This window comes from Mycolicibacterium chlorophenolicum (assembly GCF_001044235.1).
Lineage (GTDB): Bacteria > Actinomycetota > Actinomycetes > Mycobacteriales > Mycobacteriaceae > Mycobacterium > Mycobacterium chlorophenolicum.
On the sequence record NZ_JYNL01000054.1, the window covers coordinates 21,048 to 46,251 of the forward strand.

A 25,204-nucleotide genomic window follows, 5' to 3' on the forward strand; every position below is an offset into this window, starting at 1 on the left:
GCCTCGTCTGTCTCATGGTCGGCCGGCCGGCCATGAGGGTCTAGGGCAGTTGGACCCTTGCCGTCAGATGGTCGACGAACCAGTCCCTCGCCAACACGGCCACCCTTTCCAGGGCGCCCGGCTCCTCGAACAGATGAGTGGCGCCGGGGACGACGGCCACTGTGCAGTCGGCGGCCTCCATCGCCTGTTGGGCCCGCCGGTTGAGATCCAGCACGTCGAGGTCGCGGCCCCCGACGATCAGCAGGGTCGGCGCGGTGATGCGTGACAGCGCCGAGCCGGTGAGGTCAGGCCGGCCGCCGCGAGACACCACGGCCGAGACCGCCACGCGGGGATCGGCCGCGGCGGCCACAGCGGCGCCGCCGCCGGTGCTGGCGCCGAAATAGCCGACCCGTAGCGTCCTGGTGTCCGGCTGACCGGCCAGCCACAGGGTGACGTCGACCAGTCGGGACGCCAGCAGCCCGATGTCGAAGACATTGGCCCGATTTCGCTCCTCGTCGGGTGTCAGCAGATCGAACAGGAGCGTGGCGATGCCCGCCTGGTTGAGCACCTCGGCGACGTGGCGGTTGCGCGGACTGTGCCGGCTGCTGCCGCTGCCGTGGGCGAAGACCACGACCCCCAGCGCGTCTGCGGGGACGGTCAGGTGACCGGCCACCGTCGCACCCGCGACCCGGACCTCGACGTCCTCGTCGCGGCGTTGCATCAGCGTCCTACCGATTCTCGGCGTGGTCGGTGATCGTCGACAGGGCGTCGGTCTGCGGGTAGCGCAGCACGGCGGCGACCCCGTCGGCAACGGCGAGGTCCTGGTCGGCGATCACCACCGCCGCGTCGGTGGCGATGGCGACGAACGGCAGGACCTCGTCGGCCAGGGCGACCCGGCGCGGCGCCTCGCCGAACTGCGAGAGGGCGTCGGCGTCCGGCGCGACCGCGGTCGGGTCGTCGCCGGTGACGAGCGTCGCGTTTCCGAGGTCGCCGATGATCAGGGTCTCCACCGCGCCGTCTCGCAGCGCCGTGCAGACCGCAGGCAGCCCCTGCACGGCCAGACCCGACTCGCGCCCGGTCTCCGACTGGTACCGGGCCACGACCATCGCGACCCGGTCGCGACTGCGCCGGGCGATTTCGGTGTCGAGCAGATCGGCGAACTCCCGCTCGTCAGCGCGACCGCCCTCCGCGCGGGCAGGAAGTGAGACGACGCGGGTGGCGATGCGGTGCGGCAGTTCTGACAGCACATCCGACCGGGACCGGACCTCGCCGCAGACGAACACGAGTTCGGCACGGGTTCGGTCGGCCAGTTCGGTGATCCGGTCGACGATGGCCCGCACGTTCATCCGCACCGCCTCCTCGGTGCTGTGCTGCATGTCGCCCCAGCCTTTCCAGCCCGCGCTGGCAGGCTTGTGGACAGGGAAGCCTTCGCCCTGAACGGTCTCGTGGTCGACGGCACGATCGCGGTGCACCGTCAGGTCGGCGCCCAGGTGGTCGACCGCCGCAAAGAGGTACGGCGGTCGTGCCGCCTCCGCGCTGAGCAGCGGCAGGACGTAGGGATAGTCGGAAACCCGCAACACGGTCACCGACGGAGGGCTGACGAGCGGCTCGTCGACGAGCACCCCCTCCCCACCCGCGATGACCGCATGCCCGCGCCGATGCTGTCGGGGCTGGTGGGTCAACACCGCCCGCTCGACCGCCTCGATCGTGCGGCCGGAGACGCGACAGTCCTCCAGGTGCTCACGGATGGCGCCCCACCGCGCCGCGTCGTCCCGGGTGTCTCCGGTGCCGTCGAGATACAGCGACACGAACGGGCCCGGCGCGCCGGCGAGGGCGCGGAGGTGCTCAGTGGTCATGGTCGTCCTCTTTTCGAAGGGGTCGCCACCGTGAGCGCGGCGAAGTGGTCGATGCCGAAGCGCTCGAAGGCACGTCGTCGATGCGCCGACAGCTGCGGCGCCGCGATCGCGGCGTCGACGACGTGCGGGTCGACGAGGTCGAGGGACTCGCCGTGGACGGTCACCGTGGCCCGGCCGGCTGCCATCACGTTGCGCAACCAGTCGACCCCGGCGCCGTACGGCAGCGGGATGAGGACGCCGTCGGGCGTGCGCTCGGCCACCACCGGCGTCGCGTAGGACCTGCCGGTACGGCGCCCGGTGTGGCGGATCACCGCCGCGTACCAGTGCGTACGGCCCGCGACCAGCAGCATCGCCGGGTTCAGTACATGTTTGTTGAATTGCCGTACGGCGTCGCGGGCGGGCTCGGTGATGGCGGGCATGTGCTCATGGTGGGGCCGTGACCGGTCTCGTCACAGAGCCGAGCGGACTCTGCGCCCGGGGACTTAGGGCACCGGTCGACCAGCGTGTGACCTTGGTCTCTATTTCCGGCCGGGGCGGTGACAAACGATGGGCTCCGACGCCTGCCGAAAGGACCTGCCATGACACCGACGGAACCCCTCGACACGCCCGCGGCCGCACTCGACGACATCGCCTGGGAGTTCCTGTCGTCGGAGTTCGCCGGCCGGACCTACGCGGACTGGCCGCTGGACCGCCGGCTCGACGTGTTCCTGCGCCACCGCGGCTACCGCGCACTGCATGACGACGGGTCGGCCTACCGGGACCTGCTCGACCGCGTCATGGACAACATCTCGGTGGCCGTCCGCGCCGGCACGCTTCCCGTGAACGCGCGCCGGCGATGACCGCGGCGACGTCGCTGATCCGCAAGACCGACGACGACTGGCGCGTTCACCCGAACTTCACCGACTACGACGGCACGCGCGCCGCGTTCAGCTGGGCGACGGCCCCCCGCGTGTGTGCCGGTATGGCCGACGGCGGGTGCAACATCGCCTACGCGGCCGTCGACCGCCACGCGCACGGACCGATGGCCTCGCACACCGCGCTGCGGTTCGTCGCCGCCGGGGGTTGGGACGGCGACCTGGCCACCCGCGAGCTGAGCTACGCCGAACTGGCCCGGCTCGCGCGGTGTTTCACGAATGTGCTGCGGGAGTTGGGGGTCGGCAAGGGCGATCGGGTGTTCACGATGATGAGCCGAAGCCCGGAACTCTACGTGACGATCATGGGTGCGCTGCGCAACGGCAGCGTGGTCTCCCCGCTGTTCTCCGCGTTCGGTCCCGAGCCGATCGCCACCCGCCTGTCCCTCGGGGAGGCCGAGGTGCTGGTGACCACCCGTGCGCATTATGTGCGCAAGGTGGCCAAGATCCGCGACCAGCTGCCCTCGCTCACCCACGTTCTGCTCATCGACGACGGCATCGCAGACGGTGACGAGCCCGGCACACTGAGCTTCTGGCGCTGCATGGATGCGGCCTCCGATCAGGCGCCGATCACCCACACCACAGCCGACGACCCGGCCCTGCTGCACTTCACCAGCGGAACCACCGGCACCCCGAAGGGCGCGCTGCACGTGCACGGCGCCGTCACGATGCACTACGTGACCGGACTGTACGCCCTCGATCTGCACGCCGACGACATCTATTGGTGCACAGCAGATCCCGGATGGGTCACCGGGATGTCCTACGGGGTGATCGCGCCGCTTCTGCACGGTGTCACGTCGATCGTCGACGAGGCGGACTTCGACGCGGAGCGCTGGTACCGCATCCTGGCAAGTCAGGGCGTGACGGTCTGGTACACCGCGCCGACGGCCATCCGGATGCTGATCAAGGCGGGGCCGGAGTTGGCGGCCCAGTTCCGTTTTCCCCGTTTGCGTTTCGTGGCGAGTGTCGGAGAGCCGCTGAACGCCGAGGCGGTGTGGTGGGGCAAGCGCGTGCTGGGTCTGCCGATCCACGACAACTGGTGGCAGACGGAGACCGGCGGAATCATGATCGCCAACACGCCGGCGTTCGACATCAAGCCCGGCTCGATGGGGCGGCCGCTGCCCGGGGTCACCGCGTGCGTGGTGCGCCGCCACGACGACGGCACGGTGTCGGTCATCGACGAACCCGACGTCGAAGGCGAACTCGCGCTCACACCGGGCTGGCCGTCGATGTTCCGGACCTATCTGCATGCCGAGCAGCGGTACCGCAACAGCTTCGCGGACGGTCTGTATTTGACCGGTGACCTGGTCAAGCGCGATGCCGACGGTTACTACTGGTTCGTCGGCCGCGCCGACGACGTCATCAAATCCGCCGGCCACCTGATCGGTCCGTTCGAGGTGGAGAACGCGCTCACCGACCATCCCGCGGTCGCCGAGGCGGCCGTGATCGGCGTGCCCGACCCCACCGTCGGCGAGGTGGTCAAGGCGTTCGTCGCCCTCAAGGACGGCTACCCGGCCGACGACGACACGATGCGCTCGCTGATGGCACACGCCCGCAAGCGACTCGGAGCCGCGGTGGCGCCCAAGGTCATCGAGTTCACCGACGCACTGCCCCACACCCGTAGCGGAAAGATCATGAGGCGGCTGCTCAAGGCGCGTGAACTCGGTCTGCCCGAGGGTGACACCTCCACGATGGAGACCGCCTCATGATCGACCGCGATGTCGCCACCCCGCTGCTGTCCGACATGATCCGGGTGCGGCTCATGGAGGAGAAGTGCGCCGAGCTCTACAGCGCGGCCAAGATTCGCGGCTTCCTGCACCTGTACGTCGGCGAGGAGGCTGTCGCCGCCGGGTCGCTGCGCGCCCTGGAGGCCGAGGACGCGGTGGTGGCCACCTACCGCGACCACGCCCACGCGCTGCTGCGGGGCATCCCGATGACCAACATCATGGCCGAGATGTTCGGCAAGCAGGAGGGGTGCTCGCGCGGCCGGGGCGGCTCGATGCATCTGTTCGACGCGCGGACCCGCTTCTACGGCGGCAACGCCATCGTCGGCGGCGGGCTGCCGCTGGCGGTGGGCCTGGCGCTGGCCGACGCGCAGCTGGGCCGATCTCGCGTCACCGCTTGCTATTTCGGCGAAGGCGCGGTCGCGGAAGGGGCCTTCCACGAGTCGATGAACCTGGCCGCGCTGTGGCACTTGCCCGTGCTGTTCTGCTGCGAGAACAACTACTACGCGATGGGCACCGAACTCGCCCACGAGCAGGCGCAGACCGACATGACCGAGAAGGCGGCGTCCTACCGCATCCCGGCGCTGGCCGCCGACGGCATGGACGTGCTGGCCTGCCGGGCCGCCGCCGAGGAAGGGGCGTACCACGTCCGCAGCGGGGGCGGCCCGTTCTTCCTGGAGTTCCGCACCTACCGCTTCCGGCCGCATTCGATGTTCGACCCCGAGTTGTACCGCTCGAAGGAGGAGGTCGAGCACGCCAAGGAGCGGGATCCGATCCGCGCCTTCACCGAGCGGTGCGTCGCCGCCGGCGCGCTCAGCGAGGACGACGTCGCCGACATCCGCGCGGCCGCCGAGGACGAAGTTGCCGGCGCTGTGGCCTATGCGGAGGCGGGCACATGGGAACCCGTCGACGATCTGACCCGTGACGTCCTGACCCCGGCGGAGGCGCTCCGATGACCAAGACCACCTACCGGACCGCCGTGCACGACGCGATCCGCGACGCGATGACTGCCGACGACCGGGTGCTGCTGATGGGGGAGGACGTCGGCGCCTACGGCGGAACCTACGCCGCGTCCAAAGGGCTGCTGGCCGAATTCGGCCCGGACCGCATCCGCGACACCCCGCTGTCGGAACTGGGCTTCGTCGGTGTCGGCATCGGCGCCGCGCTGGGCGGCCTGCGGCCCATCGTCGAGGTGATGACCGTCAACTTCAGCCTGCTCGCGCTCGATCAGATCGTGAACACCGCTGCGGCGCTGCGCCACATGTCGGGCGGTCAGTTCTCGGTGCCGCTGGTGGTCCGGATGGCCACCGGCGCGGGACGTCAACTCGCCGCGCAGCATTCGCACAGCCTGGAGTGCTGGTTCGCCCACATCCCGGGCATCAAGGTGGTGGCCCCGGCGACGGTCGAGGATGCCTACGGCATGCTCGGCGCCGCGCTGGCCGACCCCGACCCGGTGGTGATCTTCGAACACGTGCAGCTCTACAACGTCTCCGCCGACGTGGAAACCCTGGGGCCGACTGATATCTCGGGGGCGGCGATCCGCCGCGCCGGGTCTGACGTCACGGTGATCACCTACGGCGGCTGCCTGCCCAAGGTCCTCGACGCCGCCGACGAGCTCTCGCTGGGCGGTATCGACTGTGAGGTGATCGACCTGCGTTCGTTGCGCCCGCTGGACACCGACACGTTCGTCGAGTCGGTCCGCCGTACCCATCGCGCGGTCGTCGTCGACGAGGGCTGGCGCACAGGCAGTCTCGCGGGCGAGGTCAGCGCGCAGATCATGGAGAACGCGTTCTACGACCTCGACGCCCCGGTCGCGCGGGTCTGCACCGCCGAGGTGCCGATCCCGTACGCCAAGCACCTCGAGCAGGCCGCGTTGCCGCAGCCCGAGACGATCGTGTCCACGGTGAAAAATGTTCTGGGACAGCCGGCATGATCGAGTTCGCGATGCCGGCCCTGGGCGCCGACATGGACGAGGGCACGTTGAACGAGTGGCTGGTCAAGCCGGGCGACACCGTCTCGCGCGGCCAGATCGTCGCGGTCGTGGAGACCACCAAGGCCGCCGTGGAGATCGAATGCTGGCAGGAAGGCGTGGTCGGCGAACTGCTCGTGCCCGTCGGGCAGACCGTCTCGGTCGGAACGCCGTTGGCCACGTTGCTCGCCCCCGGTGAGGCGCCCGCGGAACGGCCCGCGGAGCGCGTCCCGGCGCCGGTGACGGCCGTCGCCGCGCCTGCTCCGAGCGTCGCTGCTCCGCAACCGCCGCCGCCACCACCACCATCGGCCGGCCCGCACCATCGCCGGTGGGTGTCCCCGGCGGCCCGTCGGCTGGCCGTGTCCCTGGGTGTCGACGTCGAGTCGCTCACCGGTACCGGCCCGCAGGGTGCCGTGGTCATCAGCGATGTCGAACACGCCGCCGCGCACGTGCAGGCCGCCGCCCCGGAGGTGGTGCCGGTGGCGCCTGCCCCAGCGGTGTCGGCCAAGGAGGTCGCCGCCCGCCGCGGTGCGGAGATGCGCAAGTCGATCGCGGCAGCGATGAGCAGGTCCAAGCGCGAGATCCCGCACTACTACCTGGCCGACGAGATCGTCCTCGACCCGGCGCTGAGCTGGCTCGCCGAGCGCAACGCGGCGCGCTCCATCACCGAGCGGGTACTGCCGGCGGTGCTGTACCTCAAGGCCGTCGCGCTGGCCGCGCACCGGTTCGGGGAGTTCAACGGGTTCTGGCGCGACACCGGCTTCGCGCCCGGCGACGCCGTGCACGTCGGGGTGGCGATCTCGCTGCGCGGTGGTGGTCTGGTCGCGCCCGCGATCCACGATGTGGCAGGCAAGAAGCTCGACGAGCTGATGGCCGACCTGAGCGACCTCGTCGCGCGGGCCCGCGCCGGATCGCTGCGCAGCTCGGAGATGTCGGACCCCACCATCACCGTGACGAACCTCGGCGACCAGGGCGTCGACTCGGTGTTCGGCGTCATCTACCCGCCGCAGGTGGCGCTGGTCGGGTTCGGCAGACCCGCCCAGCGAGTCCGCGCCCTCGACGGCGGAATCCGGATCGCGACGACGGTGTACGCGAGCCTGGCCGCCGATCACCGCGCCAGTGACGGCCACCGCGGCGCGCTGTTCCTTTCCGCGGTCAACGACCTCCTCCAACAACCCGATCTGCTCGAGAACTGAGGCACGCCATGAAGACCACCCACGAGATCCGCGATGACGTGCTCTCGGTGCTGACCGCGATCGCGCCGGAGGTCGAGCCCGACGAGATCAGCGACGACGTGCTGCTGCGCGACCAGGTGGATCTGGACTCGATGGACTGGCTGAATTTCCTTCTCGGCATTCACAAGAGATTCGAGGTGGACATCCCCGAGGCCGACTATCAGCGGTTGCGCACGCTCGACGACCTCGTGCACTACGTCGAGGCCAAAGCCGCGTTCTGATCCCGAACGACCCCTTCGTCGCATCCACGGCAAGTTCCCAGCGGGATCGCTTGTTCGTGTCTGCGCGGAGGAGGACACTCGACGTGACCGGTGAACGACGCCTCCGCGCGCCGTCGCCCGGTCGCATCGGAGGTTTCGATCACCAGTGAACACCGACCCGTCGCTGTTACAGGTGGCCCTCGAGATCGGATCTGATCTCGATCCGCACCTCGACCTCGACGGCACGCTGCAACGGTTCGTCCGTGCGGCGATGGTGATGACCCGGGCGCGGTTCGGCGCCATCGGCGTCTGGGATGCCGACGGCATGCTCGCCTCGTTCGTCCACGACGGGATGGATGATCACGCCGTCGGCATGATCGGCCATCTGCCCGCGGGTAAGGGCTTGCTCGGGCTGCTGCGTGAACATCCGGAGCCCGTGCGTATCGCCGATCTCGGCGAGCATCCCGAATCGGCGGGATTTCCGCAGCACCACCCGGACATGCGGGCGTTCCTGGGCGTGCCGATCGTCATCCGAGGCGAACCGTACGGCGGTCTCTACTTCGCCGATGACCGTCCCGGCCGCGCGTTCACCGAGGACGACGAAGCCACCGGGCGTGCGCTGGCGTCGATCGCGGCGGTCGCCATCGACAACGCGCGGCTGATCGATCAGGTGCGTGAGGCCGCGCGCTGGACCGCGGCCAGCCGGGAGATCACCGCTGCGCTGCTCTCGGACTCGGATCCGCAGGTGCGGCCCCTGCATCTCATCGCCAGCCGCGCGCGCCACCTGGCCCGCGCCGAACAGGTGATCGTACTGGTGCCGAGCGACCCGGCCCAGACGGCGGCGTCGGTCGACACGCTGGTGATCTCCGCGGCTTCCGGACGATACGCCGATGACGTTCTGGGACAACATATTCCGGTCGAAGGCTCGACGACGGGTGCGGTGTTCCTATCCGGGGAACCGGTGATCACGGAGACTTTCAGACGTCGGATCCAGGCTTTCACCGAGCTCGGCGAGCGGTCGGTGGTCGTCGTGCCCCTGCGTTCGGACGACGACACCCTCGGCGTCATCGCGGTGGCGCGAGACGCGACGGCGCCCCGCTTCGACGAGAGCCACCTCGAGCTGGTGCAGGATTTCGCCAATCACGCGACGATCGCCTTGACGATCGCGCGGGCCCGGCGGTCGAGCACCGAGCTGGCCATGCTCGCCGACCGGGAGCGGATCGCCAGCGATCTGCACGATCAGGTGATCCAGCGGGTGTTCGCCGTCGGCATGGATCTCCAAGGCGTCATCGCCCGGCTGCGCTCACCCGAGCTGGCCGGCCGGCTGACGCGCTCGGTCGACGAATTGCAGGCCGTCATCAACGACATCCGCTCGACGATCTTCGACCTCGGGCATCCGCTGGAAGCGCACGGGGGATTCGCCAAGCGCATCCAGGACGCCGTCGCATGTCTCACCGAGGACCGCGAGATCGGCGCCACGCTGATCATGTCGGGGCCGATGAGCGTGGTGCCGGAGACCCTGTCCGATCACGCCGAAGCCGTCGTCGTCGAAGCGCTCAGCAACGCCGTCCGCCACTCCGGTGCGCACGCGGTCACGGTGGAGGTTGCCGTCGGCGACGACCTGCGTGTCGAGGTGACCGACGACGGGCACGGAATACCCGTGGACAACCAGCGGCGCAGCGGTCTGGCGAACCTGGCCCGTCGTGCGCACAGCGCCGGTGGGGATCTTGCGATTACCTCACCGCCGGAGGGCGGCACGTGCGTGACGTGGAGCGCTCCGCTCTCCGACATCTGACAGACTCCGGACATGACGTCGTCGATGCGCGCATGGCGGGTCCGCACCCCCGGTCCGGTGCGCACGGGTCCGCTCGAACTCGTCAGCGCCGATGTCCCTGAGCCCGCGGCGGGCGAGCTGCTGATCGCCGTGCAAGCGTGCGGGGTGTGCCGCACCGACCTGCACGTCACCGAAGGTGATCTGCCTGTGCACCGACCCCACGTCACCCCCGGCCACGAGGTGGTGGGCGAGGTCGTGGCGCTCGGTCCGGACGCGGGAGAGGAGTTCAGGACCGGCGACTGGGTGGGGGTGGCATGGCTGCGGCACACCTGCGGGCACTGCCGGTTTTGCCTGCGGGGGCAGGAGAACCTGTGTCCCGAGTCGCAGTACACCGGGTGGGACGCCGATGGTGGTTACGCCGAATTCGTGACCGCGCCTGCTGATTTCGTGCATCGCCTGCCCGAGGGGTATTCCGACAGCGAGTTGGCGCCGCTGTTGTGCGCGGGCATCATCGGGTACCGCTCGCTGACGCGGGCCGACCTGCCCGCCGGGGGCCGCCTGGGCATCTACGGATTCGGCGGCAGCGCCCACATCACCGCGCAGGTGGCGCTGGCGCGGGGTGCCGAGGTGCACGTGATGACGCGCGGTGAGAGCGCCCGTGAGCTGGCGTTGGCGCTCGGGGCGGCCTCGGCGCAGGGCGCGGCCGACGCTCCTCCCGTGAAACTCGACGCGGCAATACTTTTCGCGCCGGTCGGGGACCTGGTGCTGCCCGCCCTGGAGGCGCTCGACCGCGGGGGAACGCTGGCGATCGCCGGTATCCACCTCAGCGACATTCCGCCGCTGAACTACCAGACGCACCTGTTCCAGGAACGGCAGGTGCGGTCGGTCACCTCCAACACCAGAGCCGATGCGCGCGAGTTCCTCGAGTTCGCCGGGCGGCACCGGATCGAGGTGACCACCCCGGAATACCGGCTTGATCAGGCCGACGTGGCGCTGGAGGATCTGAGTTCGGGGCGCATCGCCGGAGCCGCCGTCCTGCTGGTGTGACTAGAGCGAGTCGATCGCGGCCCGCAGCTTGGCGGCCACCTCGTCGGCGACGGGCCGCAACTCGGCTTCGCCGCTGACGTCGACGAGCACCTGCGGATCCATCGCCTCGACGAGCACGTCGCCGTCGGCGCCGGGATCGGCGCGTACGACCACGTTGCACGGCAACAGCAGCCCGATCTGGCGGTCGATCTCGACGGCCCGGTGAGCCAGCGGCGGATTGCATGCACCGAGGATCACGTACTGCTCCATGTCCTCACCGAGCTTGGCTTTCAGCGTCGCCTGCATGTCGATCTCGGTCAACACGCCGAAGCCCTGTTCCGCGAGTGCCTCTCGGGTGCGCGCGAGCGCGTCGTCGAACGACGTGTGCAGCGCGGTCGACAGTGCGAATCCCATGTCGCGTCCTTCCGTCGATGCGATTATCGCGCGCTCACCAACTGCGAGACCACGGTTTGCGCATCACATTTCGCTCCGCGGTTGTACGGAAGCCGGGCGAGCAGCATGCCCATGGCGCAGGTGTTGGTCACCGCTGCGAACGTCAAGCCCGCCCCGATCGCGAAGGCCACCCACTGCGCGCCGGGCACCACGAGGCTCGCCAGCACGCTGAGGGCGACGATGAGCCCGGCGGCCAGCCGCACCTGGCGTTCGCGGTCCCACTTCTGCGCACCGCGCTTGACCGCGAAGCCACCGGCCTGCCAGGCGGTGATGCCGCCGGTGAGAATGTGGACGTTCGACAGTCCGGCCCGGCGCAGCGTCTCCTCTGCCTGGGCGGCCCGCTGGCCCGACCGGCACACCAGCACCACGTCGTCGTCGACGTGCGAGGGGATCTCGTCGCGGTGCTCGCGCAGCAGATCGAGCGGAACGTTGTACGAGCCCGGGCAGCCACGTTCGCAGAAGCGGGACCAACGGCCCTAAAACCTGGCGCGCCGCCGTCCTAGCGTTGACTGGCATGGACTACGGCATCCTCGTCGGGATCGACGGGTCCCAGGAGTCGGGTACCGCCGTCTGCTGGGCCGCTGACGAGGCCCGCCGGCACGGCGTTCCGATCACGCTGATGACCGTGGTGCCGCCCGCCGTCGCGGGGGGCGAGCGGGAGAACGCCGAAGGCGCCCTGGCGCATGCCCGCGCGCTGGTGCTCGCCGACTCCGATCCCGCCCGTGTTCCGGACATCGGCTGCGAACTCCGCTGCGGCACGGTGCTGCCTACGCTCGTCGCGGTGTCCCGGCAGGCGCGGATGGTGGTGGTCGGCAGCCGGGGCCGCGGCGCACTGGGCCGGCTGCTGATGGGTTCGGTCAGCACCGGTCTGCTGCATCAGGCGCACTGCCCGGTCACCGTGGCGCACAGCCGGTACGGCCGGTTGCCTGCCCCGGCGTCACCCGTCGTGGTCGGTATCGACGGCTCGCGCGCCTCGGAGGCGGCGACGGCGCTGGCCTTCGACGAGGCGGCCGTGCGCGGCGTGGATCTCGTTGCGGTGCATGCCTGGTCGGACATCGCCGCGCTGCCGTACGAGAGCGCCCAGTGGAGCGCACATGAGGAGTCGGCCGCCGAGGTGCTCGCCGAACGTCTCGCCGGATGGCAGGAGCACTACCCCGATGTCCGGGTGCGTCGCCGGCTCGAATACGACGCGCCCGCGCGGTGGTTGATCGTGGAGTCGCAGCGCGCGCAGTTGGTGGTGGTCGGTAGCCACGGCCGCGGTGGGTTCGCCGGCATGATGCTCGGGTCGGTGAGTTCGACGGTGGTGCAGTCGGTCGACGTTCCGGTGACGGTGGTTCGGCCCTGACACCTGCGAGATTCCGGTGTCGTTGTGCCATCCCCGCCGGTGACCAAGGCCTCCTGTAGCGGTTCGTCGGCGCCGATAGCGTCGCGAGTATGGAACCCGCCGCGCCGCTGCGAGCCGCCCTGGGGCCGTTGGCCAGGACGGGTGGCTATTACGCGCGGTCGTGGCGCGACTACCTCGGATCGACGCCGAACCAGATGCCGATCGCCCGGCCGACGCTCGCCCTGGCGGCCGAAGCGCTGCGCGACGAGGTGGTGCTTCTCGGTCTGCGGGCCCGCCGGCCAGTGAGTGATCCGGCGGCTTTCGCGCGTATCGACGCGGAAGTCGTTGCAGCTCTTGACTTTTACGACAGTCGCGGCCTGCTCTACGATCCTCGCAGCTTCTTCACCGCGCCGTGCCGGCTCACCGACGTCGAGGTGCATCCGGTGCAGCGCGGCAGCCGTTCGTACGAACGGCTGCGGTGGGTGAGCGATTACCGGCCCCGACCGGGTGAACCCGGTGCCGCCCGCTGGCTCGGCTATCGGGCCAGTGCGCAGGGTTACGGTCTAATGCTGCGCCATCGGGAGCCACGCCCGTGGCTGGTGTGCATCCACGGCACCGAGATGGGGCGCGCTGCCCTCGATCTCGCCCTGTTCCGGGCCTGGCAGCTGCACGAGCAACTCGGCCTCAACGTCATTCTTCCGGTGCTGCCCATGCACGGACCCCGCTCGAAACGCCTGCCGAAGGGCGCGGTGTTCCCGGGGGAAGACGTACTCGACGACATCCACGCGACCGCGCAGGCGGTGTCGGACGTCCGTGCGGTGCTGGGCTGGATCCGGCGCCGGCAGCCCGGGGAGGCGGTCGGCCTGTACGGGTTGTCGCTGGGCGGCTTCGTCGCCGCGCTCGTCGCGGGCCTCGACGACCATCTCGCCTGCGCGATCCTCGGCGTGCCCGTGGCCGACCTGATCGAACTGCTGGGCCGGCATTCCGGTCTGTGCCGCGACGACCCGCGGCGCGACACGATCGCGCTCGCCGCCCCTCTCGGCCGGATGATCTCGCCGCTGTCGCTGCCGCCGCGGGTGCCGATGGCGGGCCGCTTCATCTATGCCGGACTGGCCGATCAGGTGGTCCACCCGCGGGAGCAGGTGCACCGGCTCTGGGAACACTGGGGCGGACCCGAGATCGAGTGGTACCGCGGCGGCCACGCCGGCTTCTTCCAGTCGCGTCCCGTGCAGCGCTTCGTGACCGGTGCCCTGGTGCAATCGGGATTGGCGGCTCCGAGTGCCGCGCCTGCCCCGGACAGCGCGATCGGCTGAGCGACCCCGACTGATCCGCGTCAGGCGGACCGGGCGACGATCACCGGGATGCGGGCGGCCTGGACCACAGCGCTGCTCACCGAACCGAGGAGCGCGCTGGCGACGGCGCCCTCGCCGTGGCTGCCGACCACCAGCAGCTGCGCCGCATCGGCGCGTTCGACAAGTCGGCGAGCGGGCTGATCGGCGACCGCGACCGGTTCGACGGTCACCTGCGGGAAGCGCTGCTGCCAGCCCGACAGCTGCTCGGCCAGTTCCCGCTCCACCCCGGGCCGCAGTTCCTCCCAGTCGAAGCCGGGCAGGTCGAACGCCCCCGGGGACCACCAGGCGTGCACGGCGACGAGGGTGACACCCCGCCGGGCGGCTTCGGTGAAGGCGATCTCCACCGCGGTCCGCGAGGCGGCCGAACCGTCGAACCCGACGACGACCGGCGCATCGGCGGCCGGGGGAGGTCCGTCGTGAACGACGGCCACCGGTCCGTGGGCGCCGTGCACCAGTCCGGTGCTGACGCTGCCGAGCACGGTCCGGGCCAGCGCGCCACGTCCGCGCGACCCGACGACGACGATCCTGGCCGTCCGGGACGCCTCGACCAGCGCCGCCGTCGGCGGGACGACGGCGAACTCCGCCCTCACCGGGACGGCCCCGTGGGTGATGTCCCGGGCGATCCGCTCGGCGTCGTCGAGGATGTCCTTGCCGATCTGGCGCTGCCAGTCCAGGAGTCCGGTGGGTACCGGCGCGATCGGCCACATGCCGATCGGCGGTGTCGCCGCGTACAGCACGGCCAGGGGTGCCCCGTGGCGCACCGCCTCGTCGGCGGCCCATTCCAGCGCCGCCTGCGACGACGGTGAATCATCGACGCCCACCACCACGTCCGGACCATCGACAGCGGTACTCATCTTCGGATCATCCGTTCGCCACGCTCGGGTGGATCATCGCCAACGCGGGTCTGCCCGACCGCGGGCGGCGCGCCGCCGCGGCCAGACAGGCCAGGGCCTTCTTGATGCCGAACGCTATCTCGTCCACATCGGGTGCGGCGTCGTCGTCGCTGCTGATCCCGAACACCAGGTCGTCCCCGTCGTTCAGGATCGCCACCGCAGTGCGCAGCCGCAACGTCAGGGCCGGAACGGGGAGCACCCGGACCACCGCGCGGTCCATCAGCGTCTGCGGCCGCCCGGCAACACCGGCATCCATGGTCACCGCCACGACTCCGCGCTGCGGTAGGCCGGCGAGCAGGTCGACCGCGCCGAGCAGCGCACCGCCACCGCAGCCCTGCCGGCGGGCCCGGGCCCGCAGGAGTCGCCGCTGCACCGTGAGCAACTGCGCCACCCGATCCACTTCGTCCACCGGCAGGGCGGGCAACATCCCGGAGACCCGCAGCGAGTCGTGGCGGGGTTCCTCGCCGCGGCGCAGCAGCGCGGCGCGGAAGCTGTCGGTGATCGCCGAGAGCGCGACGTCGTCGAGCGCGACGCCGAAGGTCCGGCAGATCGGCGCGACCCCGGTCAGCGGCACCTCGACCGCGCTGTAGCGATGCGTGCCGGTGACGTGCGGGCTCAACCGGTTCGACACGGCCCGCACCCCGGCCTCGAGGATCTGCGCCGCGCCCTCGACGGCGTCGCGTGCCACGCGGACCCAGGCCGGTGCGGCGGGCTCGACCACGTGCGGCGCGGCGGCGCCGACGCCGCAATCGGTCGCCGCGCTGAGCATGCGCACGGCTGCGGAGCTGTCGGCGACGTCCGGATCCACGGTCAGCAGGACCGCCCAGCGGTCGCGGGCGAGGCCGTCGATCACCCAGCACTGCCACAGCGCTGCCCGGTCGGCCCGCGGCGTCCTGATCGCGTCCGCGACGAAGCCGAACAGGTCCTCGTCGGCGCCGGGATGCGGCAGCGTGGCGTGCCGGAGACGGCCGGACACCGCGGATGCGATGCCCAGCAGGTGCGGGATCGCCAGCAGGCGTTCGCCGAGTCCCTCGCTCAGGGCGTCGGCGCCGGGGATCGGGCCCTCGAGGACCAGGACGGCGCCGGCGGCGAGATCAGTGTTCCGGTCGGCGTCCTGCGCATGCACGCCCTCACTATCGGTGCCGGCGGGCCGTTGCGGCAGAGGCGGAGGTCCCTTGCGAACGGGACCTTTGCTCGTGCCCTTCCCCCCGCGCAGCCGTATTGCGGCCATACTGGACTGATGGTCACCGTGTTCCTCGTCGACGATCACGAAGTGGTGCGGCGCGGTCTGATCGACCTGCTCAGCGCCGACCCGGAACTCGACGTGATCGGCGAGGCGGGTTCGGTGTCCGAAGCCCTGGCCCGCATCCCGGCCCTGCAGCCCGACGTGGCGGTGCTCGACGTGCGCCTGCCCGACGGCAACGGCGTCGAACTCTGCCGTGACCTGCTGTCCCGATTGCCCGATCTGCGCTGCCTGATGCTGACGTCGTTCACCTCCGACGAGGCCATGCTCGACGCGATCCTCGCCGGCGCCAGCGGCTACGTCATCAAGGACATCAAGGGCATGGAACTGGCCAAGGCGGTCAAGGAGGTCGGCGCGGGCCGGTCGCTGCTGGACAACCGCGCCGCCGCCGCGCTGATGGCGAAGCTGCGCAACGCCGCCGAGCGCACCGATCCGCTGTCAGGGCTCAGTGAGCAGGAACGGGTGCTGCTGGATCTGCTGGGCGAGGGCCTGACCAACAAACAGATCGCGGCCCGGATGTTCCTCGCCGAGAAGACCGTCAAGAACTACGTGTCGCGGCTGCTGGCGAAACTGGGCATGGAGCGGCGCACCCAGGCCGCGGCGTTCGTCTCCAAGCTGGACCGGCCGCACCGGCCCACAGACGACTAGCACGCTGCACGTTCAGCGATTTTGGGGCTGCCTGCCGAGCAGGTAGTATGGGTCGACGGTGCGGTTTGCGCGCCGACTTCTTGCGTGCCCTGTCGGGAATTCCCGAGATCCGGCTCACGTTGCTAGTCGGAGCCAATCAGTCTGAAAGCTGCGCCGACCAGGCCAACACGCCGACACGAAACGAAAAGCAAGGATCGCTAAAGAGTATGGCCAAGAAAGACGGTGCCATCGAGGTCGAGGGTCGCGTTGTCGAACCCCTGCCCAATGCGATGTTCCGCATTGAGCTGGAGAACGGACACAAAGTCCTCGCCCACATCAGCGGCAAGATGCGGCAGCACTACATCCGCATCCTCCCGGAGGACCGCGTCGTGGTGGAGCTCTCTCCCTACGACCTGTCCCGCGGCCGCATCGTGTACCGCTACAAGTAACCACACCGACGAGAAGAAGGATCGACGACAGCCGTGAAGGTGAACCCGAGCGTCAAGCCGATCTGCGACAAGTGCAGGGTGATCCGCCGGCATGGGCGGGTCATGGTGATCTGCTCCGATCCCCGCCACAAGCAGCGGCAGGGCTGAGAAGACCTCGCCCGCACACACAACTGAATGACGAACTCCCAGTACCACTGAGCGGATAGGCCGCTCGACCACGTCCGGCACGGAGGCCGGACCCCGGCACGAGCCCGGGAACGGACTGGGACCAGACCTCCGCATAGAGAAGGAAACACCCAGTGGCACGTCTCATGGGCGTCGATCTCCCGCGCGACAAGCGCATGGAGATCGCGCTGACCTACATCTACGGCATCGGCCGTACCCGCTCCCAGGAGATCCTGGAAGCCACCGGCATCAGCCGGGACCAGCGCACCAAGGACCTGACCGACGATCAGGTGACGCAGCTGCGCGACTACATCGAGGGCAACCTCAAGGTGGAGGGCGATCTGCGCCGCGAGGTGCAGGCCGACATCCGTCGCAAGATCGAGATCGGCTGCTACCAGGGCCTGCGCCACCGTCGCGGCCTGCCGGTGCGCGGCCAGCGGACCAAGACCAATGCGCGCACCCGCAAGGGCCCCAAGCGCACCATCGCCGGCAAGAAGAAGGCTAGGTAACCCGAGATGGCACAAGCCAAGAAGGGCGCGCCCAAGAAGGGTGCCGCCAAGACCCGCCGCCGGGAGAAGAAGAACGTTCCGCACGGCGCCGCGCACATCAAGAGCACGTTCAACAACACGATCGTGTCGATCACCGATCCCCAGGGCAACGTCATCGCGTGGGCCTCGTCGGGTCACGTGGGCTTCAAGGGTTCGCGCAAGTCGACGCCGTTCGCCGCCCAGCTCGCCGCCGAGAACGCTGCCCGCAAGGCGCAGGAGCACGGCGTGAAGAAGGTCGACGTGTTCGTCAAGGGCCCGGGTTCGGGCCGCGAGACCGCCATCCGCTCACTGCAGGCCGCCGGCCTCGAGGTGGGCGCCATTTCCGACGTCACCCCGCAGCCGCACAACGGCTGCCGTCCGCCCAAGCGGCGCCGGGTCTAGGGGAGGAAGAAACACTCATGGCTCGTTACACCGGACCCGTCACCCGCAAGTCGCGCCGCCTCGGCGTCGACCTCGTCGGTGGAGATCAGTCGTTCGAGAAGCGCCCCTACCCGCCCGGCCAGCACGGCCGCGCGCGGATCAAGGAGAGCGAGTACCGCCAGCAGCTGCAGGAGAAGCAGAAGGCCCGCTTCACCTACGGCGTCATGGAGAAGCAGTTCCGTCGCTACTACGAGGAGGCCAACCGCCTCCCCGGCAAGACCGGTGACAACCTGCTGCGCATCCTGGAGAGCCGGCTCGACAACGTGGTCTACCGCGCCGGCCTGGCCCGTACCCGCCGGATGGCGCGCCAGCTGGTCAGCCACGGCCACTTCACCGTCAACGGTGTGAAGGTCGACATCCCCAGCTACCGCGTCGCGCAGTACGACATCATCGACATCAAGGACAAGTCGATCAACACGCTGCCCTTCGAGTTGTCCCGGGCCAATGCGGGCGACCGCCCCATCCCGGGCTGGCTGCAGGTCGTCGGCGAGCGTCAGCGCATCCTCGTGCACCAGCTGCCCGAGCGCGCGCAGATCGACGTGCCGCTCACCGAGCAGCTGATCGTCGAGCTCTACTCGAAGTAAGTAAGACGTCTGCAGGCCAACCCGGTCCTGCAGATCACCTAACGGCATCAAATAGCGGTTGCCGAGAAGGAGAAGAACACCATGCTGATTTCTCAGCGCCCCACCCTGAGCGAAGAGGTCATCGCCGAGAACCGCTCCCAGTTCGTCATCGAACCGCTGGAGCCGGGATTCGGTTACACCCTCGGAAACTCGCTGCGCCGCACGCTGCTGTCTTCCATCCCGGGCGCGGCCGTCACCAGCATCCGCATCGACGGTGTGCTGCACGAGTTCACCACCGTGCCGGGGGTCAAGGAAGACGTCACCGACATCATCCTGAACCTCAAGGGTCTCGTCGTGTCCTCCGAGGAGGACGAGCCCGTCACCATGTACCTGCGCAAGCAGGGCCCGGGTGAGGTCACCGCGGGCGACATCGTGCCGCCGGCCGGGGTCACCGTGCACAACCCCGACATGCACATCGCGACGCTGAACGAGAAGGGCAAGCTCGAGGTCGAACTCGTCGTCGAGCGTGGCCGCGGCTACGTGCCCGCCGTGCAGAACAAGGCGTCCGGCGCGGAGATCGGCCGTATCCCGGTCGATTCCATCTACTCGCCGGTGCTCAAGGTGACCTACAAGGTCGAGGCCACCCGCGTCGAGCAGCGCACCGACTTCGACAAGCTGATCCTCGACGTCGAGACCAAGAGCTCCATCAGCGCGCGTGATGCGCTCGCCTCGGCGGGTAAGACGCTGGTCGAGTTGTTCGGTCTGGCACGGGAACTCAACGTCGAGGCCGAGGGCATCGAGATCGGGCCGTCGCCGGCCGAGGCCGACCACATCGCCAGCTTCGCGCTGCCGATCGACGACCTGGACCTGACGGTGCGCTCGTACAACTGCCTCAAGCGCGAGGGTGTGCACACCGTGGGCGAGCTCGTGGCCCGCACGGAGTCCGATCTGCTGGACATCCGCAACTTCGGCCAGAAGTCCATCGACGAGGTGAAGATCAAGCTGCACCAGCTGGGTCTCTCGCTCAAGGACAGCCCGGCCAGCTTCGATCCGTCCGAGGTCGCCGGTTATGACGTCGCCACCGGCACCTGGAACAGCGACGCCGGCTACGACCTGGACGACAGCCAGGACTTCGCCGAAACCGAACAGCTCTAACATTTCGTCCGTCCCGGTCCTACCTGATACGGGGGCCGGCCCCACAGAGGAGATAGTCGCAATGCCCAAGCCCACCAAGGGCCCTCGCCTCGGCGGGTCGTCCTCGCACCAGAAGGCGCTGCTGGCCAACCTGGCCACGTCGCTCTTCGAGCACGGCCGTATCAAGACCACCGAGCCCAAGGCGCGGGCATTGCGGCCCTATGCGGAAAAGCTCATCACCCATGCCAAGAAGGGCACGCTGCACAACCGGCGTGAGGTGATGAAGAAGATCCGCGACAAGGACGTCGTGCACACCCTGTTCGCCGAGATCGGCCCGTTCTACGCCGATCGCGCCGGCGGCTACACCCGCATCATCAAGGTCGAGAACCGCAAGGGCGACAACGCCCCCATGGCGGTCATCGAACTGGTGCGGGAGAAGACCGTGACGTCGGAGGCCAACCGGGCCCGCCGCAGCGCGGGTGCCCAGAAGGTCGCGGCCGCTGCGGCGCCGCAGGCTGCGGTCGAGCCGGAGGTCACCGAGGGGCCGAGTGCCGAAGAGGTCGAGGCCATCGAGGAGACCCCGATCGCCGAGGACGCCGCGATCGAAGAGGCCCAGACCGCCGAGGCCGAGGCTGAGGTCGAGGTCGAGGCCGAGGAGTCCGGCGACGACAAGGCCGACGACGCCAAGTAGCAGTTCCATGAACGAGCCCGTCATCGATTCCGGTGGCGGGCTCGTTCGTCTGCGGCTCGACATCGCCTACGACGGAACCGATTTCGCGGGGTGGGCCACCCAGGCCGGTCAGCGGACGGTGGCCGGGGTGTTGGACGACGCGCTGGGCACGGTGTTCCGTACCGCAGTGGTGACCCGCGCGGCCGGCCGCACCGACTCCGGGGTGCACGCCACCGGGCAGGTGGCGCAGGTCGACGTTCCCGCCGCAGCGCTGCCGCACGCCTATCCACGCACCCCCAGGGTCGGGGACGCGGAGTTCGCGCCCCTGGTGCGGCGGCTGGGCCGGCTGCTGCCCGAAGACGTCCGGGTCACGCAGATCTCGCGCGCTCCAGTGGGTTTCGATGCTCGGTTCTCGGCGTTGCGGCGCCACTACGTCTACCGGTTGTCGACCGCACCATTCGGTGTGACACCCCAGGATGCACGGTTCGTGACGGCCTGGCCGCGGCCGCTCGACGTCGACGCGATGTCGGCGGCGGCCCGCGGACTGCTGGGGTTGCGCGATTTCGCGGCTTTCTGCCGGCACCGCGACGGCGCGACGACGATTCGCGACCTGCAACGCCTCGAGTGCGTGCGCGCCGCCGAGCGCATCTCGATCCACGTCAGCGCCGATGCGTTCTGCTGGAACATGGTGCGCTCCCTGGTGGGGGCACTGCTCGCGGTGGGCGAACACCGCAGGGACGCCGCATGGTGTGCGTCGCTGCTCACCGAGACACGGCGCTCCAGCGATTTCGCTGCGGCACCGGCGCGGGGGCTGACGCTCGTCGGCGTCGACTACCCACCCGACGACGAACTCGCCGCGCGCACCGTCATCACCCGGGATCTGCGCAGCGCCGACGAGATCCGCTAGATCCGGCCGGCCACGAAGTCGGCGGCCTGGTTGACCATGCCTGCCTTGATGTAGGCGGGGGCGAGATGGTCGGGCCAGTAGTCCTGCCAGTTGTTGGGGTCGGTCGGATTGCAGATCGGATCGTCACCGTGGCACAGCTCGATGATCTTGTCGCGCAGCGCCGGGTTGGTGAAGTTCGCGATCGGCCCGACCCACTGGCTGCCGTTGCCGAACAGCGTGATCGCGGCGATCTTTCCGTCGGCGCCGTCGGGCATCGGGTTCTTGAACCCGAACGCGGCGATCGGAACGGCCACCACGACATCGGTCACCGCCGCGCCCAGCGAGTATCCGCCCAGCACCAGCCGGGTGTCGGGGCAGGTGCCCGTCATGTAGGAGATGCGCTGGCTCATGTCGTTGGCGCCGATGTCGACCTGGGTGTCGGCGGGGTACTTCACCGCGTACAGCCGGACGTTCTTGCCGGTCTTGTCCCGCACCGCGGACACCAGGGCGTTGCCGATCTGGCCGGCGCCCGGCGCTTCGAGACGTCCGCGGGCGAAGATCAGTTCGGCCTGCGGGCACGATTCGGCCGAGGCAACCGGGGCGGTCGGTCCGACGAGCCCCGCGACCACCGCCATGGCGGCGAGCACCGGCCCCAGAACACGGCCCTTCAGCGAGACAGTCACACGGCCGATGATAGACACTCGGCGGAACCGGCGTCGGGGATCGTCGGCGTCGGTCAGACCCGGCCCGCCGCGAATCCGGCGGCCTGCGGGATGAATTCGGACGATTCGTAGTGGGTGTGCGCGAACGGGTTTCGTCCGTCCGAGCAGATGGGATCACCGTCGGCACACAGGTCGATGGCTTTGCCGGCAAACGAGCCCGCCGCCGAAACCGGATTGCCGAACTTGGTCGCCGGATTTCCGAAAACCGCTACTGCCGCGACGTTTCCGTTCAATCCCGACGCCAACGGGGGAGCCGACCCGATATCGCCGATCTTGTTGCCCAGCGGGGGGACTCCGGCCAGCATGTCGACGACGGCGGCCCCCTGGGAGTAGCCGCCGAGCACGATCCGGGTGTCGGGGCACTGCGCGGCCATCGACGCGATCCGGCCCGCGGCGTCGGTGGCGCCGACAGCGGTGTTGAGGAAGTCGTAGCTGGCGGGATAGTTGACGCCGTAGGTCGTCACGGTGCGCGCGCCGAGTTGGTTGGCCAGCGCGTCGGTCAGCGCCTGACCGACGCGGCCCACACCGGGCGGCTCGCTCGTCCCGCGCGCGAACACCACCTCGACGTCCGGGCACGGCTGGGCCGACGCGGTCGAGGGGAGGACCACGGAGGCGGCCGGCGGGATCACCGCGAGGGCAACGGCCGCATGCAGCAGGCGGCTCAGTCGGTCGATGCGCACAAGACACCGTAACGCATAGCTGGGCTACAGAAGTCCCGCGACGAATCCGGCCGCCTGGTCGGTGAGGCCGGACGGGGCGTAGTTGCTGTGCGCCGGGACGTCGTTGCCGCCCGAGCAGACCGGATCCCCGGGGGTGCATAGGTCGATCGAGCGCGACCCCCAGACCGGACTCGACGTGAGCGGAAGACCGATCTTGGCCGACGGGTTGCCGAACACGGCGATCGCGGCGACGTGGTCGGGAGCGTTCGGCGGCAGCGGCGCGGTGAACCCGGCACCGGGCACCGGCACCGCCGCGACGACGTCGATCACCGCGGCGCCCTGCGAGTAGCCGCCGAGCACCAGCCGGGTGTTCGGGCAGTTCGCGATCATGTACTGGATGTGGCCGCTGGCGTCGTTGGCCCCCGCGGCGACCTGCAGGAAGTCGTAGGTCGCCGGGTAGTTGACGGCATAGGAGCCGACCGAGCGGCCGCCGACGCGGCCGCTCAGCGCGTCGACGAAGGACGAGCCGACGCGGCCGAGGCCGGGCGGCTCGTCGGTGCCGCGGGCGAAGACGACCTCGATGTCGGGGCAGCCCTGCGCATGGGCGACGGGTGCCGCGACGGCGGGCGCGAACACGAGCGCCGTGCTGGCGAACAGGGTCGCGGCGAGCGCCGGCCCGCGGCGGATATCAAGATCGATCGTCACCCCGACGATGTTAGTTCACCTAGCGGGGCATCCGGCCATGTCGCGGTGTTGGTCTCGTCCAGGTGATCGTCGCGGTCGCCCAGCCGGGCCAGCGCCAGGCCCGCCAGCACGATCAGCCCGCCGACGGCCTGGGCCGCGGTGACCGCCTCACCCAGCAGCACCCACCCCGTCAGGACCGCGAACAGCACCTCGGAGAGACCGACCAGGGAGGCGAACCGCGGCCTGAGCCGGGCGATGCCCACGATGCCGAGGGTGTAGGCGATCGCGGTGGGAAGCAGGGCCAGCGCCACGACGGGCAGCACCCAGGAGGTGGTCGAGCCCGCGACCACGGTGTCGTTGGCGGTGAACGTCAGCGGCATCAGACCGGACACCCCGAGCAGTGCAACGGTTGCCGCGCCGACGATCAGGCCCGCCGTGGCCAGCGTGATCGGGTGCAGCGCGGATCCGCCGGACTCGGTGCCGGGGCCCGTGACCTTCTCCGACATCAGGAAGTAGCAGGCCGCGCACACGGCCGCGGCCGATGCCCAACCGACGCCGACCAGGTTGATGTCGACTGCAGAGAAGCCGTGCGGGCCGACCAGCCCGAGCACCGCGGTGATGCCGGCCACCGCGAGTGCCACGCCACCGAGGGTGAGGGTCGTGGGCCGGCGTCGGGTGGTCGCCCACAACCAGCCGACCACCAGGATCGGCGCGGTGTACTCGAGCAGCAGCGCCACGCCGACGGACAGGTGGGCGACGGCGTTGAAGTAGAACAACTGGGCCCCGGCGATCGGGATCAGCCCGTAGGCGACGACGGTGCGCAGGTGGTGGCGTGCCTCGCGCAGCCAGCCGGGATGTGCGACGGTGGCGAACACGGCCATCGCCACCGCCCCGCCGGCCAACCGGGCGGTGACCGCCGCCGTCGGGCTCCAGCCTGCCGTCATCAGCGCCTTGGCGAACGGTCCGGAACAGCCGAATGCGAACGCCGAGCCGATCGCGAAGAGGAGGCCGCTACGAAACCGCGACGTGGTGGTCGTGGGCGCGGTCATGGGTGCACCTCCGGGTTCGACAGCCTCAACAGCAAAGACATGAGTAAAATCAACTTTGGTCATGACGCTACCGCTGAAAGGAGTCATGAGTCAAATGCTTTTCAGTCATGACACCGAGCTCACCCTCCGGGCGGCGGGAGTGCTGATCAACTCCGACCGGGTGGACGGCGAACACCTCGGTGACCTGCGCGCACTCGATGATTACCTGGACAGCTTCGGGTGGACGGGACGGCGCGATCACGACGCCGCCGAACTCGACTCGGTGCACCGGTTGCGCGCCCGGCTGGGCGCGATCTGGGAGACCGCCGGCGACGAGGTCCGGGCGGTCGGTCAGGTGAACGCGTTGCTGGCCGACACCCGCGCCGCGCCCTGGCTGACCCGGCACCCGGAGATGCCCGAGTGGCATCTGCATCTGGCCTCCATCCACGATCCGCTGTGGCAGCGGATGGGCGCCGAGATGGCAATGGCTCTGGCCGACCTGATCCGGTCCGGCGAACTGCGCCGACTCAAGGTGTGCGCGGCGCCGGACTGTGACGCGGTGCTGGTCGACCTGTCCCGTAACCGATCGGGCAAGTTCTGCGACACCGGCAACTGCGGCAACCGGCAGCACGTTGCCGCCTACCGCGAACGCCGCAACAACAAGTGATCCGACCCCCCGCGCGGCGTCGCTACGCTCGCTCGAGGGGGTG

General features: G+C 69.7%; 29 protein-coding genes and 2 pseudogenes. 20 read left to right on the top strand and 11 right to left on the bottom strand.

Going from position 1 to position 25,204, the window contains the following annotated elements; all coding sequences use genetic code 11:
- Positions 1 to 44: 44 nt before the first annotated feature.
- The 3 genes and pseudogenes from MCHLDSM_RS20855 to MCHLDSM_RS20865 form a co-directional block, all read right to left on the bottom strand.
- Positions 45 to 691 (bottom strand): annotated as a pseudogene (locus MCHLDSM_RS20855) (dienelactone hydrolase family protein); the annotation flags it as partial.
- Positions 692 to 707: 16 nt separating this feature from the next.
- Positions 708 to 1,835, bottom strand: a complete 1,128-nt coding sequence (locus tag MCHLDSM_RS20860) for an Rv2629 family ribosome hibernation factor (RefSeq protein ID WP_048471829.1) — start codon at positions 1,833 to 1,835, stop codon at positions 708 to 710.
- A complete protein-coding gene (locus MCHLDSM_RS20865; protein WP_048471830.1) occupies positions 1,832 to 2,254 on the bottom strand; it encodes a nitroreductase family deazaflavin-dependent oxidoreductase in 423 nt (140 codons plus the stop codon). The genes MCHLDSM_RS20860 and MCHLDSM_RS20865 overlap by 4 nt, the downstream gene beginning before the upstream one ends.
- A gap of 159 nt (positions 2,255 to 2,413) precedes the next feature.
- On the opposite strand from MCHLDSM_RS20865, the gene MCHLDSM_RS20870 reads away from it, so the two are divergent.
- The 8 genes from MCHLDSM_RS20870 to MCHLDSM_RS20905 all read left to right on the top strand — a co-directional run bounded on the left by MCHLDSM_RS20870 (position 2,414) and on the right by MCHLDSM_RS20905 (position 10,695).
- Positions 2,414 to 2,674: a hypothetical protein gene (locus MCHLDSM_RS20870; RefSeq protein WP_048471831.1), complete on the top strand. Its 261-nt coding sequence runs from the start codon at positions 2,414 to 2,416 to the stop codon at positions 2,672 to 2,674.
- On the top strand, positions 2,671 to 4,455 hold the full coding sequence (gene acsA / locus MCHLDSM_RS20875; RefSeq protein WP_048471832.1) for an acetate--CoA ligase: 1,785 nt from the start codon (positions 2,671 to 2,673) through the stop codon (positions 4,453 to 4,455). The genes MCHLDSM_RS20870 and acsA overlap by 4 nt, the downstream gene beginning before the upstream one ends.
- Positions 4,452 to 5,426 carry a pyruvate dehydrogenase (acetyl-transferring) E1 component subunit alpha gene (pdhA, locus tag MCHLDSM_RS20880; protein WP_048471833.1) on the top strand — a complete coding sequence of 325 codons (975 nt, stop codon included), beginning with the start codon at positions 4,452 to 4,454 and terminating at the stop codon, positions 5,424 to 5,426. Before acsA ends, pdhA begins: the two co-directional genes overlap by 4 nt.
- Complete coding sequence (locus tag MCHLDSM_RS20885; protein ID WP_048471834.1) at positions 5,423 to 6,403, top strand: alpha-ketoacid dehydrogenase subunit beta; 981 nt, start codon at positions 5,423 to 5,425, stop codon at positions 6,401 to 6,403. The genes pdhA and MCHLDSM_RS20885 overlap by 4 nt, the downstream gene beginning before the upstream one ends.
- Positions 6,400 to 7,635: a dihydrolipoamide acetyltransferase family protein gene (locus tag MCHLDSM_RS20890; RefSeq protein ID WP_048471835.1), complete on the top strand. Its 1,236-nt coding sequence runs from the start codon at positions 6,400 to 6,402 to the stop codon at positions 7,633 to 7,635. The genes MCHLDSM_RS20885 and MCHLDSM_RS20890 overlap by 4 nt, the downstream gene beginning before the upstream one ends.
- Positions 7,636 to 7,643: 8 nt before the next feature.
- Complete coding sequence (locus tag MCHLDSM_RS20895) at positions 7,644 to 7,895, top strand: acyl carrier protein (RefSeq protein ID WP_048471836.1); 252 nt, start codon at positions 7,644 to 7,646, stop codon at positions 7,893 to 7,895.
- A gap of 145 nt (positions 7,896 to 8,040) precedes the next feature.
- Complete coding sequence (locus MCHLDSM_RS20900) at positions 8,041 to 9,669, top strand: GAF domain-containing sensor histidine kinase (RefSeq protein ID WP_048471837.1); 1,629 nt, start codon at positions 8,041 to 8,043, stop codon at positions 9,667 to 9,669.
- A 24-nt stretch (positions 9,670 to 9,693) separates the two neighbouring features.
- On the top strand, positions 9,694 to 10,695 hold the full coding sequence (locus tag MCHLDSM_RS20905; protein ID WP_407661946.1) for a zinc-binding alcohol dehydrogenase family protein: 1,002 nt from the start codon (positions 9,694 to 9,696) through the stop codon (positions 10,693 to 10,695).
- Here MCHLDSM_RS20905 and MCHLDSM_RS20910 read toward each other — a convergent pair whose 3' ends face one another.
- Together MCHLDSM_RS20910 and MCHLDSM_RS20915 are read right to left on the bottom strand one after the other, a co-directional pair.
- Positions 10,696 to 11,088 (bottom strand): DUF302 domain-containing protein, encoded by a 393-nt coding sequence (locus tag MCHLDSM_RS20910; protein ID WP_048471839.1) that lies wholly within the window; start codon positions 11,086 to 11,088, stop codon positions 10,696 to 10,698.
- Between the two features lie 23 nt (positions 11,089 to 11,111).
- Positions 11,112 to 11,567 (bottom strand): annotated as a pseudogene (locus tag MCHLDSM_RS20915) (rhodanese-like domain-containing protein); the annotation flags it as partial.
- Positions 11,568 to 11,641: 74 nt separating this feature from the next.
- On the opposite strand from MCHLDSM_RS20915, the gene MCHLDSM_RS20920 reads away from it, so the two are divergent.
- Positions 11,642 to 12,472 (top strand): universal stress protein, encoded by an 831-nt coding sequence (locus MCHLDSM_RS20920; RefSeq protein ID WP_048471840.1) that lies wholly within the window; start codon positions 11,642 to 11,644, stop codon positions 12,470 to 12,472.
- A gap of 89 nt (positions 12,473 to 12,561) precedes the next feature.
- Positions 12,562 to 13,764 (top strand): alpha/beta hydrolase family protein, encoded by a 1,203-nt coding sequence (locus tag MCHLDSM_RS20925; RefSeq protein ID WP_048471841.1) that lies wholly within the window; start codon positions 12,562 to 12,564, stop codon positions 13,762 to 13,764.
- Between the two features lie 20 nt (positions 13,765 to 13,784).
- Here the strand turns inward: MCHLDSM_RS20925 and MCHLDSM_RS20930 are convergent, their stop codons facing one another.
- Positions 13,785 to 14,657 carry a universal stress protein gene (locus MCHLDSM_RS20930; protein ID WP_048471842.1) on the bottom strand — a complete coding sequence of 291 codons (873 nt, stop codon included), beginning with the start codon at positions 14,655 to 14,657 and terminating at the stop codon, positions 13,785 to 13,787.
- Positions 14,658 to 14,664: 7 nt separating this feature from the next.
- Entirely contained in the window at positions 14,665 to 15,822 is a 1,158-nt protein-coding gene (locus MCHLDSM_RS20935; RefSeq protein WP_053083045.1) for a wax ester/triacylglycerol synthase domain-containing protein, read from the bottom strand.
- A 114-nt stretch (positions 15,823 to 15,936) separates the two neighbouring features.
- On the opposite strand from MCHLDSM_RS20935, the gene dosR reads away from it, so the two are divergent.
- The 9 genes from dosR to truA all read left to right on the top strand — a co-directional run bounded on the left by dosR (position 15,937) and on the right by truA (position 21,422).
- The gene (dosR, locus tag MCHLDSM_RS20940; RefSeq protein ID WP_048471843.1) at positions 15,937 to 16,587 is read left to right on the top strand and encodes a hypoxia response regulator transcription factor DosR/DevR; all 651 of its coding nucleotides are present in this window, start codon (positions 15,937 to 15,939) and stop codon (positions 16,585 to 16,587) included.
- Between the two features lie 206 nt (positions 16,588 to 16,793).
- A complete protein-coding gene (gene infA, locus MCHLDSM_RS20945; protein ID WP_003418601.1) occupies positions 16,794 to 17,015 on the top strand; it encodes a translation initiation factor IF-1 in 222 nt (73 codons plus the stop codon).
- Between the two features lie 33 nt (positions 17,016 to 17,048).
- A complete protein-coding gene (gene rpmJ / locus MCHLDSM_RS20950) occupies positions 17,049 to 17,162 on the top strand; it encodes a 50S ribosomal protein L36 (RefSeq protein WP_003879483.1) in 114 nt (37 codons plus the stop codon).
- 152 nt (positions 17,163 to 17,314) lie between these two features.
- Entirely contained in the window at positions 17,315 to 17,689 is a 375-nt protein-coding gene (gene rpsM / locus MCHLDSM_RS20955) for a 30S ribosomal protein S13 (RefSeq protein WP_014814332.1), read from the top strand.
- A 6-nt stretch (positions 17,690 to 17,695) separates the two neighbouring features.
- Positions 17,696 to 18,109 carry a 30S ribosomal protein S11 gene (gene rpsK, locus MCHLDSM_RS20960; RefSeq protein ID WP_043405918.1) on the top strand — a complete coding sequence of 138 codons (414 nt, stop codon included), beginning with the start codon at positions 17,696 to 17,698 and terminating at the stop codon, positions 18,107 to 18,109.
- Between the two features lie 17 nt (positions 18,110 to 18,126).
- The gene (rpsD, locus tag MCHLDSM_RS20965; RefSeq protein WP_043405921.1) at positions 18,127 to 18,732 is read left to right on the top strand and encodes a 30S ribosomal protein S4; all 606 of its coding nucleotides are present in this window, start codon (positions 18,127 to 18,129) and stop codon (positions 18,730 to 18,732) included.
- Between the two features lie 81 nt (positions 18,733 to 18,813).
- Positions 18,814 to 19,866 carry a DNA-directed RNA polymerase subunit alpha gene (locus MCHLDSM_RS20970; RefSeq protein ID WP_048419564.1) on the top strand — a complete coding sequence of 351 codons (1,053 nt, stop codon included), beginning with the start codon at positions 18,814 to 18,816 and terminating at the stop codon, positions 19,864 to 19,866.
- 61 nt (positions 19,867 to 19,927) lie between these two features.
- A complete protein-coding gene (gene rplQ / locus MCHLDSM_RS20975; RefSeq protein WP_048471844.1) occupies positions 19,928 to 20,536 on the top strand; it encodes a 50S ribosomal protein L17 in 609 nt (202 codons plus the stop codon).
- Positions 20,537 to 20,543: 7 nt separating this feature from the next.
- A complete protein-coding gene (gene truA, locus MCHLDSM_RS20980; protein WP_048471845.1) occupies positions 20,544 to 21,422 on the top strand; it encodes a tRNA pseudouridine(38-40) synthase TruA in 879 nt (292 codons plus the stop codon).
- Here the strand turns inward: truA and MCHLDSM_RS20985 are convergent.
- The 4 genes from MCHLDSM_RS20985 to MCHLDSM_RS21000 all read right to left on the bottom strand — a co-directional run bounded on the left by MCHLDSM_RS20985 (position 21,419) and on the right by MCHLDSM_RS21000 (position 24,515).
- A complete protein-coding gene (locus MCHLDSM_RS20985; protein WP_048471902.1) occupies positions 21,419 to 22,036 on the bottom strand; it encodes a cutinase family protein in 618 nt (205 codons plus the stop codon). The genes truA and MCHLDSM_RS20985 overlap by 4 nt on opposite strands.
- Positions 22,037 to 22,137: 101 nt before the next feature.
- Positions 22,138 to 22,803 carry a cutinase family protein gene (locus tag MCHLDSM_RS20990; protein ID WP_407661942.1) on the bottom strand — a complete coding sequence of 222 codons (666 nt, stop codon included), beginning with the start codon at positions 22,801 to 22,803 and terminating at the stop codon, positions 22,138 to 22,140.
- 24 nt (positions 22,804 to 22,827) lie between these two features.
- Positions 22,828 to 23,487, bottom strand: a complete 660-nt coding sequence (locus tag MCHLDSM_RS20995) for a cutinase family protein (RefSeq protein ID WP_048471846.1) — start codon at positions 23,485 to 23,487, stop codon at positions 22,828 to 22,830.
- Complete coding sequence (locus tag MCHLDSM_RS21000) at positions 23,484 to 24,515, bottom strand: EamA family transporter (protein ID WP_048471847.1); 1,032 nt, start codon at positions 24,513 to 24,515, stop codon at positions 23,484 to 23,486. Before MCHLDSM_RS21000 ends, MCHLDSM_RS20995 begins: the two co-directional genes overlap by 4 nt.
- 94 nt (positions 24,516 to 24,609) lie before the next feature.
- Here MCHLDSM_RS21000 and MCHLDSM_RS21005 point away from each other — a divergent pair, with 94 nt between their 5' ends.
- Positions 24,610 to 25,161, top strand: a complete 552-nt coding sequence (locus MCHLDSM_RS21005; protein WP_048471848.1) for a CGNR zinc finger domain-containing protein — start codon at positions 24,610 to 24,612, stop codon at positions 25,159 to 25,161.
- The last annotated feature ends 43 nt before the right edge of the window (positions 25,162 to 25,204 follow it).

Coding starts and splice junctions, on each gene's coding strand:
- MCHLDSM_RS20860 (WP_048471829.1), bottom strand. CDS start 1,835: ATGACCACTGAGCACCTCCGCGCCCTCGCCGGCGCGCCGGGCCCGTTC.
- MCHLDSM_RS20865 (WP_048471830.1), bottom strand. CDS start 2,254: ATGCCCGCCATCACCGAGCCCGCCCGCGACGCCGTACGGCAATTCAAC.
- MCHLDSM_RS20870 (WP_048471831.1), top strand. CDS start 2,414: ATGACACCGACGGAACCCCTCGACACGCCCGCGGCCGCACTCGACGAC.
- acsA (WP_048471832.1), top strand. CDS start 2,671: ATGACCGCGGCGACGTCGCTGATCCGCAAGACCGACGACGACTGGCGC.
- pdhA (WP_048471833.1), top strand. CDS start 4,452: ATGATCGACCGCGATGTCGCCACCCCGCTGCTGTCCGACATGATCCGG.
- MCHLDSM_RS20885 (WP_048471834.1), top strand. CDS start 5,423: ATGACCAAGACCACCTACCGGACCGCCGTGCACGACGCGATCCGCGAC.
- MCHLDSM_RS20890 (WP_048471835.1), top strand. CDS start 6,400: ATGATCGAGTTCGCGATGCCGGCCCTGGGCGCCGACATGGACGAGGGC.
- MCHLDSM_RS20895 (WP_048471836.1), top strand. CDS start 7,644: ATGAAGACCACCCACGAGATCCGCGATGACGTGCTCTCGGTGCTGACC.
- MCHLDSM_RS20905 (WP_407661946.1), top strand. CDS start 9,694: ATGCGCGCATGGCGGGTCCGCACCCCCGGTCCGGTGCGCACGGGTCCG.
- MCHLDSM_RS20910 (WP_048471839.1), bottom strand. CDS start 11,088: ATGGGATTCGCACTGTCGACCGCGCTGCACACGTCGTTCGACGACGCG.
- MCHLDSM_RS20920 (WP_048471840.1), top strand. CDS start 11,642: ATGGACTACGGCATCCTCGTCGGGATCGACGGGTCCCAGGAGTCGGGT.
- MCHLDSM_RS20925 (WP_048471841.1), top strand. CDS start 12,562: ATGGAACCCGCCGCGCCGCTGCGAGCCGCCCTGGGGCCGTTGGCCAGG.
- MCHLDSM_RS20930 (WP_048471842.1), bottom strand. CDS start 14,657: ATGAGTACCGCTGTCGATGGTCCGGACGTGGTGGTGGGCGTCGATGAT.
- dosR (WP_048471843.1), top strand. CDS start 15,937: ATGGTCACCGTGTTCCTCGTCGACGATCACGAAGTGGTGCGGCGCGGT.
- infA (WP_003418601.1), top strand. CDS start 16,794: ATGGCCAAGAAAGACGGTGCCATCGAGGTCGAGGGTCGCGTTGTCGAA.
- rpsK (WP_043405918.1), top strand. CDS start 17,696: ATGGCACAAGCCAAGAAGGGCGCGCCCAAGAAGGGTGCCGCCAAGACC.
- rpsD (WP_043405921.1), top strand. CDS start 18,127: ATGGCTCGTTACACCGGACCCGTCACCCGCAAGTCGCGCCGCCTCGGC.
- MCHLDSM_RS20970 (WP_048419564.1), top strand. CDS start 18,814: ATGCTGATTTCTCAGCGCCCCACCCTGAGCGAAGAGGTCATCGCCGAG.
- rplQ (WP_048471844.1), top strand. CDS start 19,928: ATGCCCAAGCCCACCAAGGGCCCTCGCCTCGGCGGGTCGTCCTCGCAC.
- truA (WP_048471845.1), top strand. CDS start 20,544: ATGAACGAGCCCGTCATCGATTCCGGTGGCGGGCTCGTTCGTCTGCGG.
- MCHLDSM_RS20985 (WP_048471902.1), bottom strand. CDS start 22,036: ATGGCGGTGGTCGCGGGGCTCGTCGGACCGACCGCCCCGGTTGCCTCG.
- MCHLDSM_RS21000 (WP_048471847.1), bottom strand. CDS start 24,515: ATGACCGCGCCCACGACCACCACGTCGCGGTTTCGTAGCGGCCTCCTC.
- MCHLDSM_RS21005 (WP_048471848.1), top strand. CDS start 24,610: ATGCTTTTCAGTCATGACACCGAGCTCACCCTCCGGGCGGCGGGAGTG.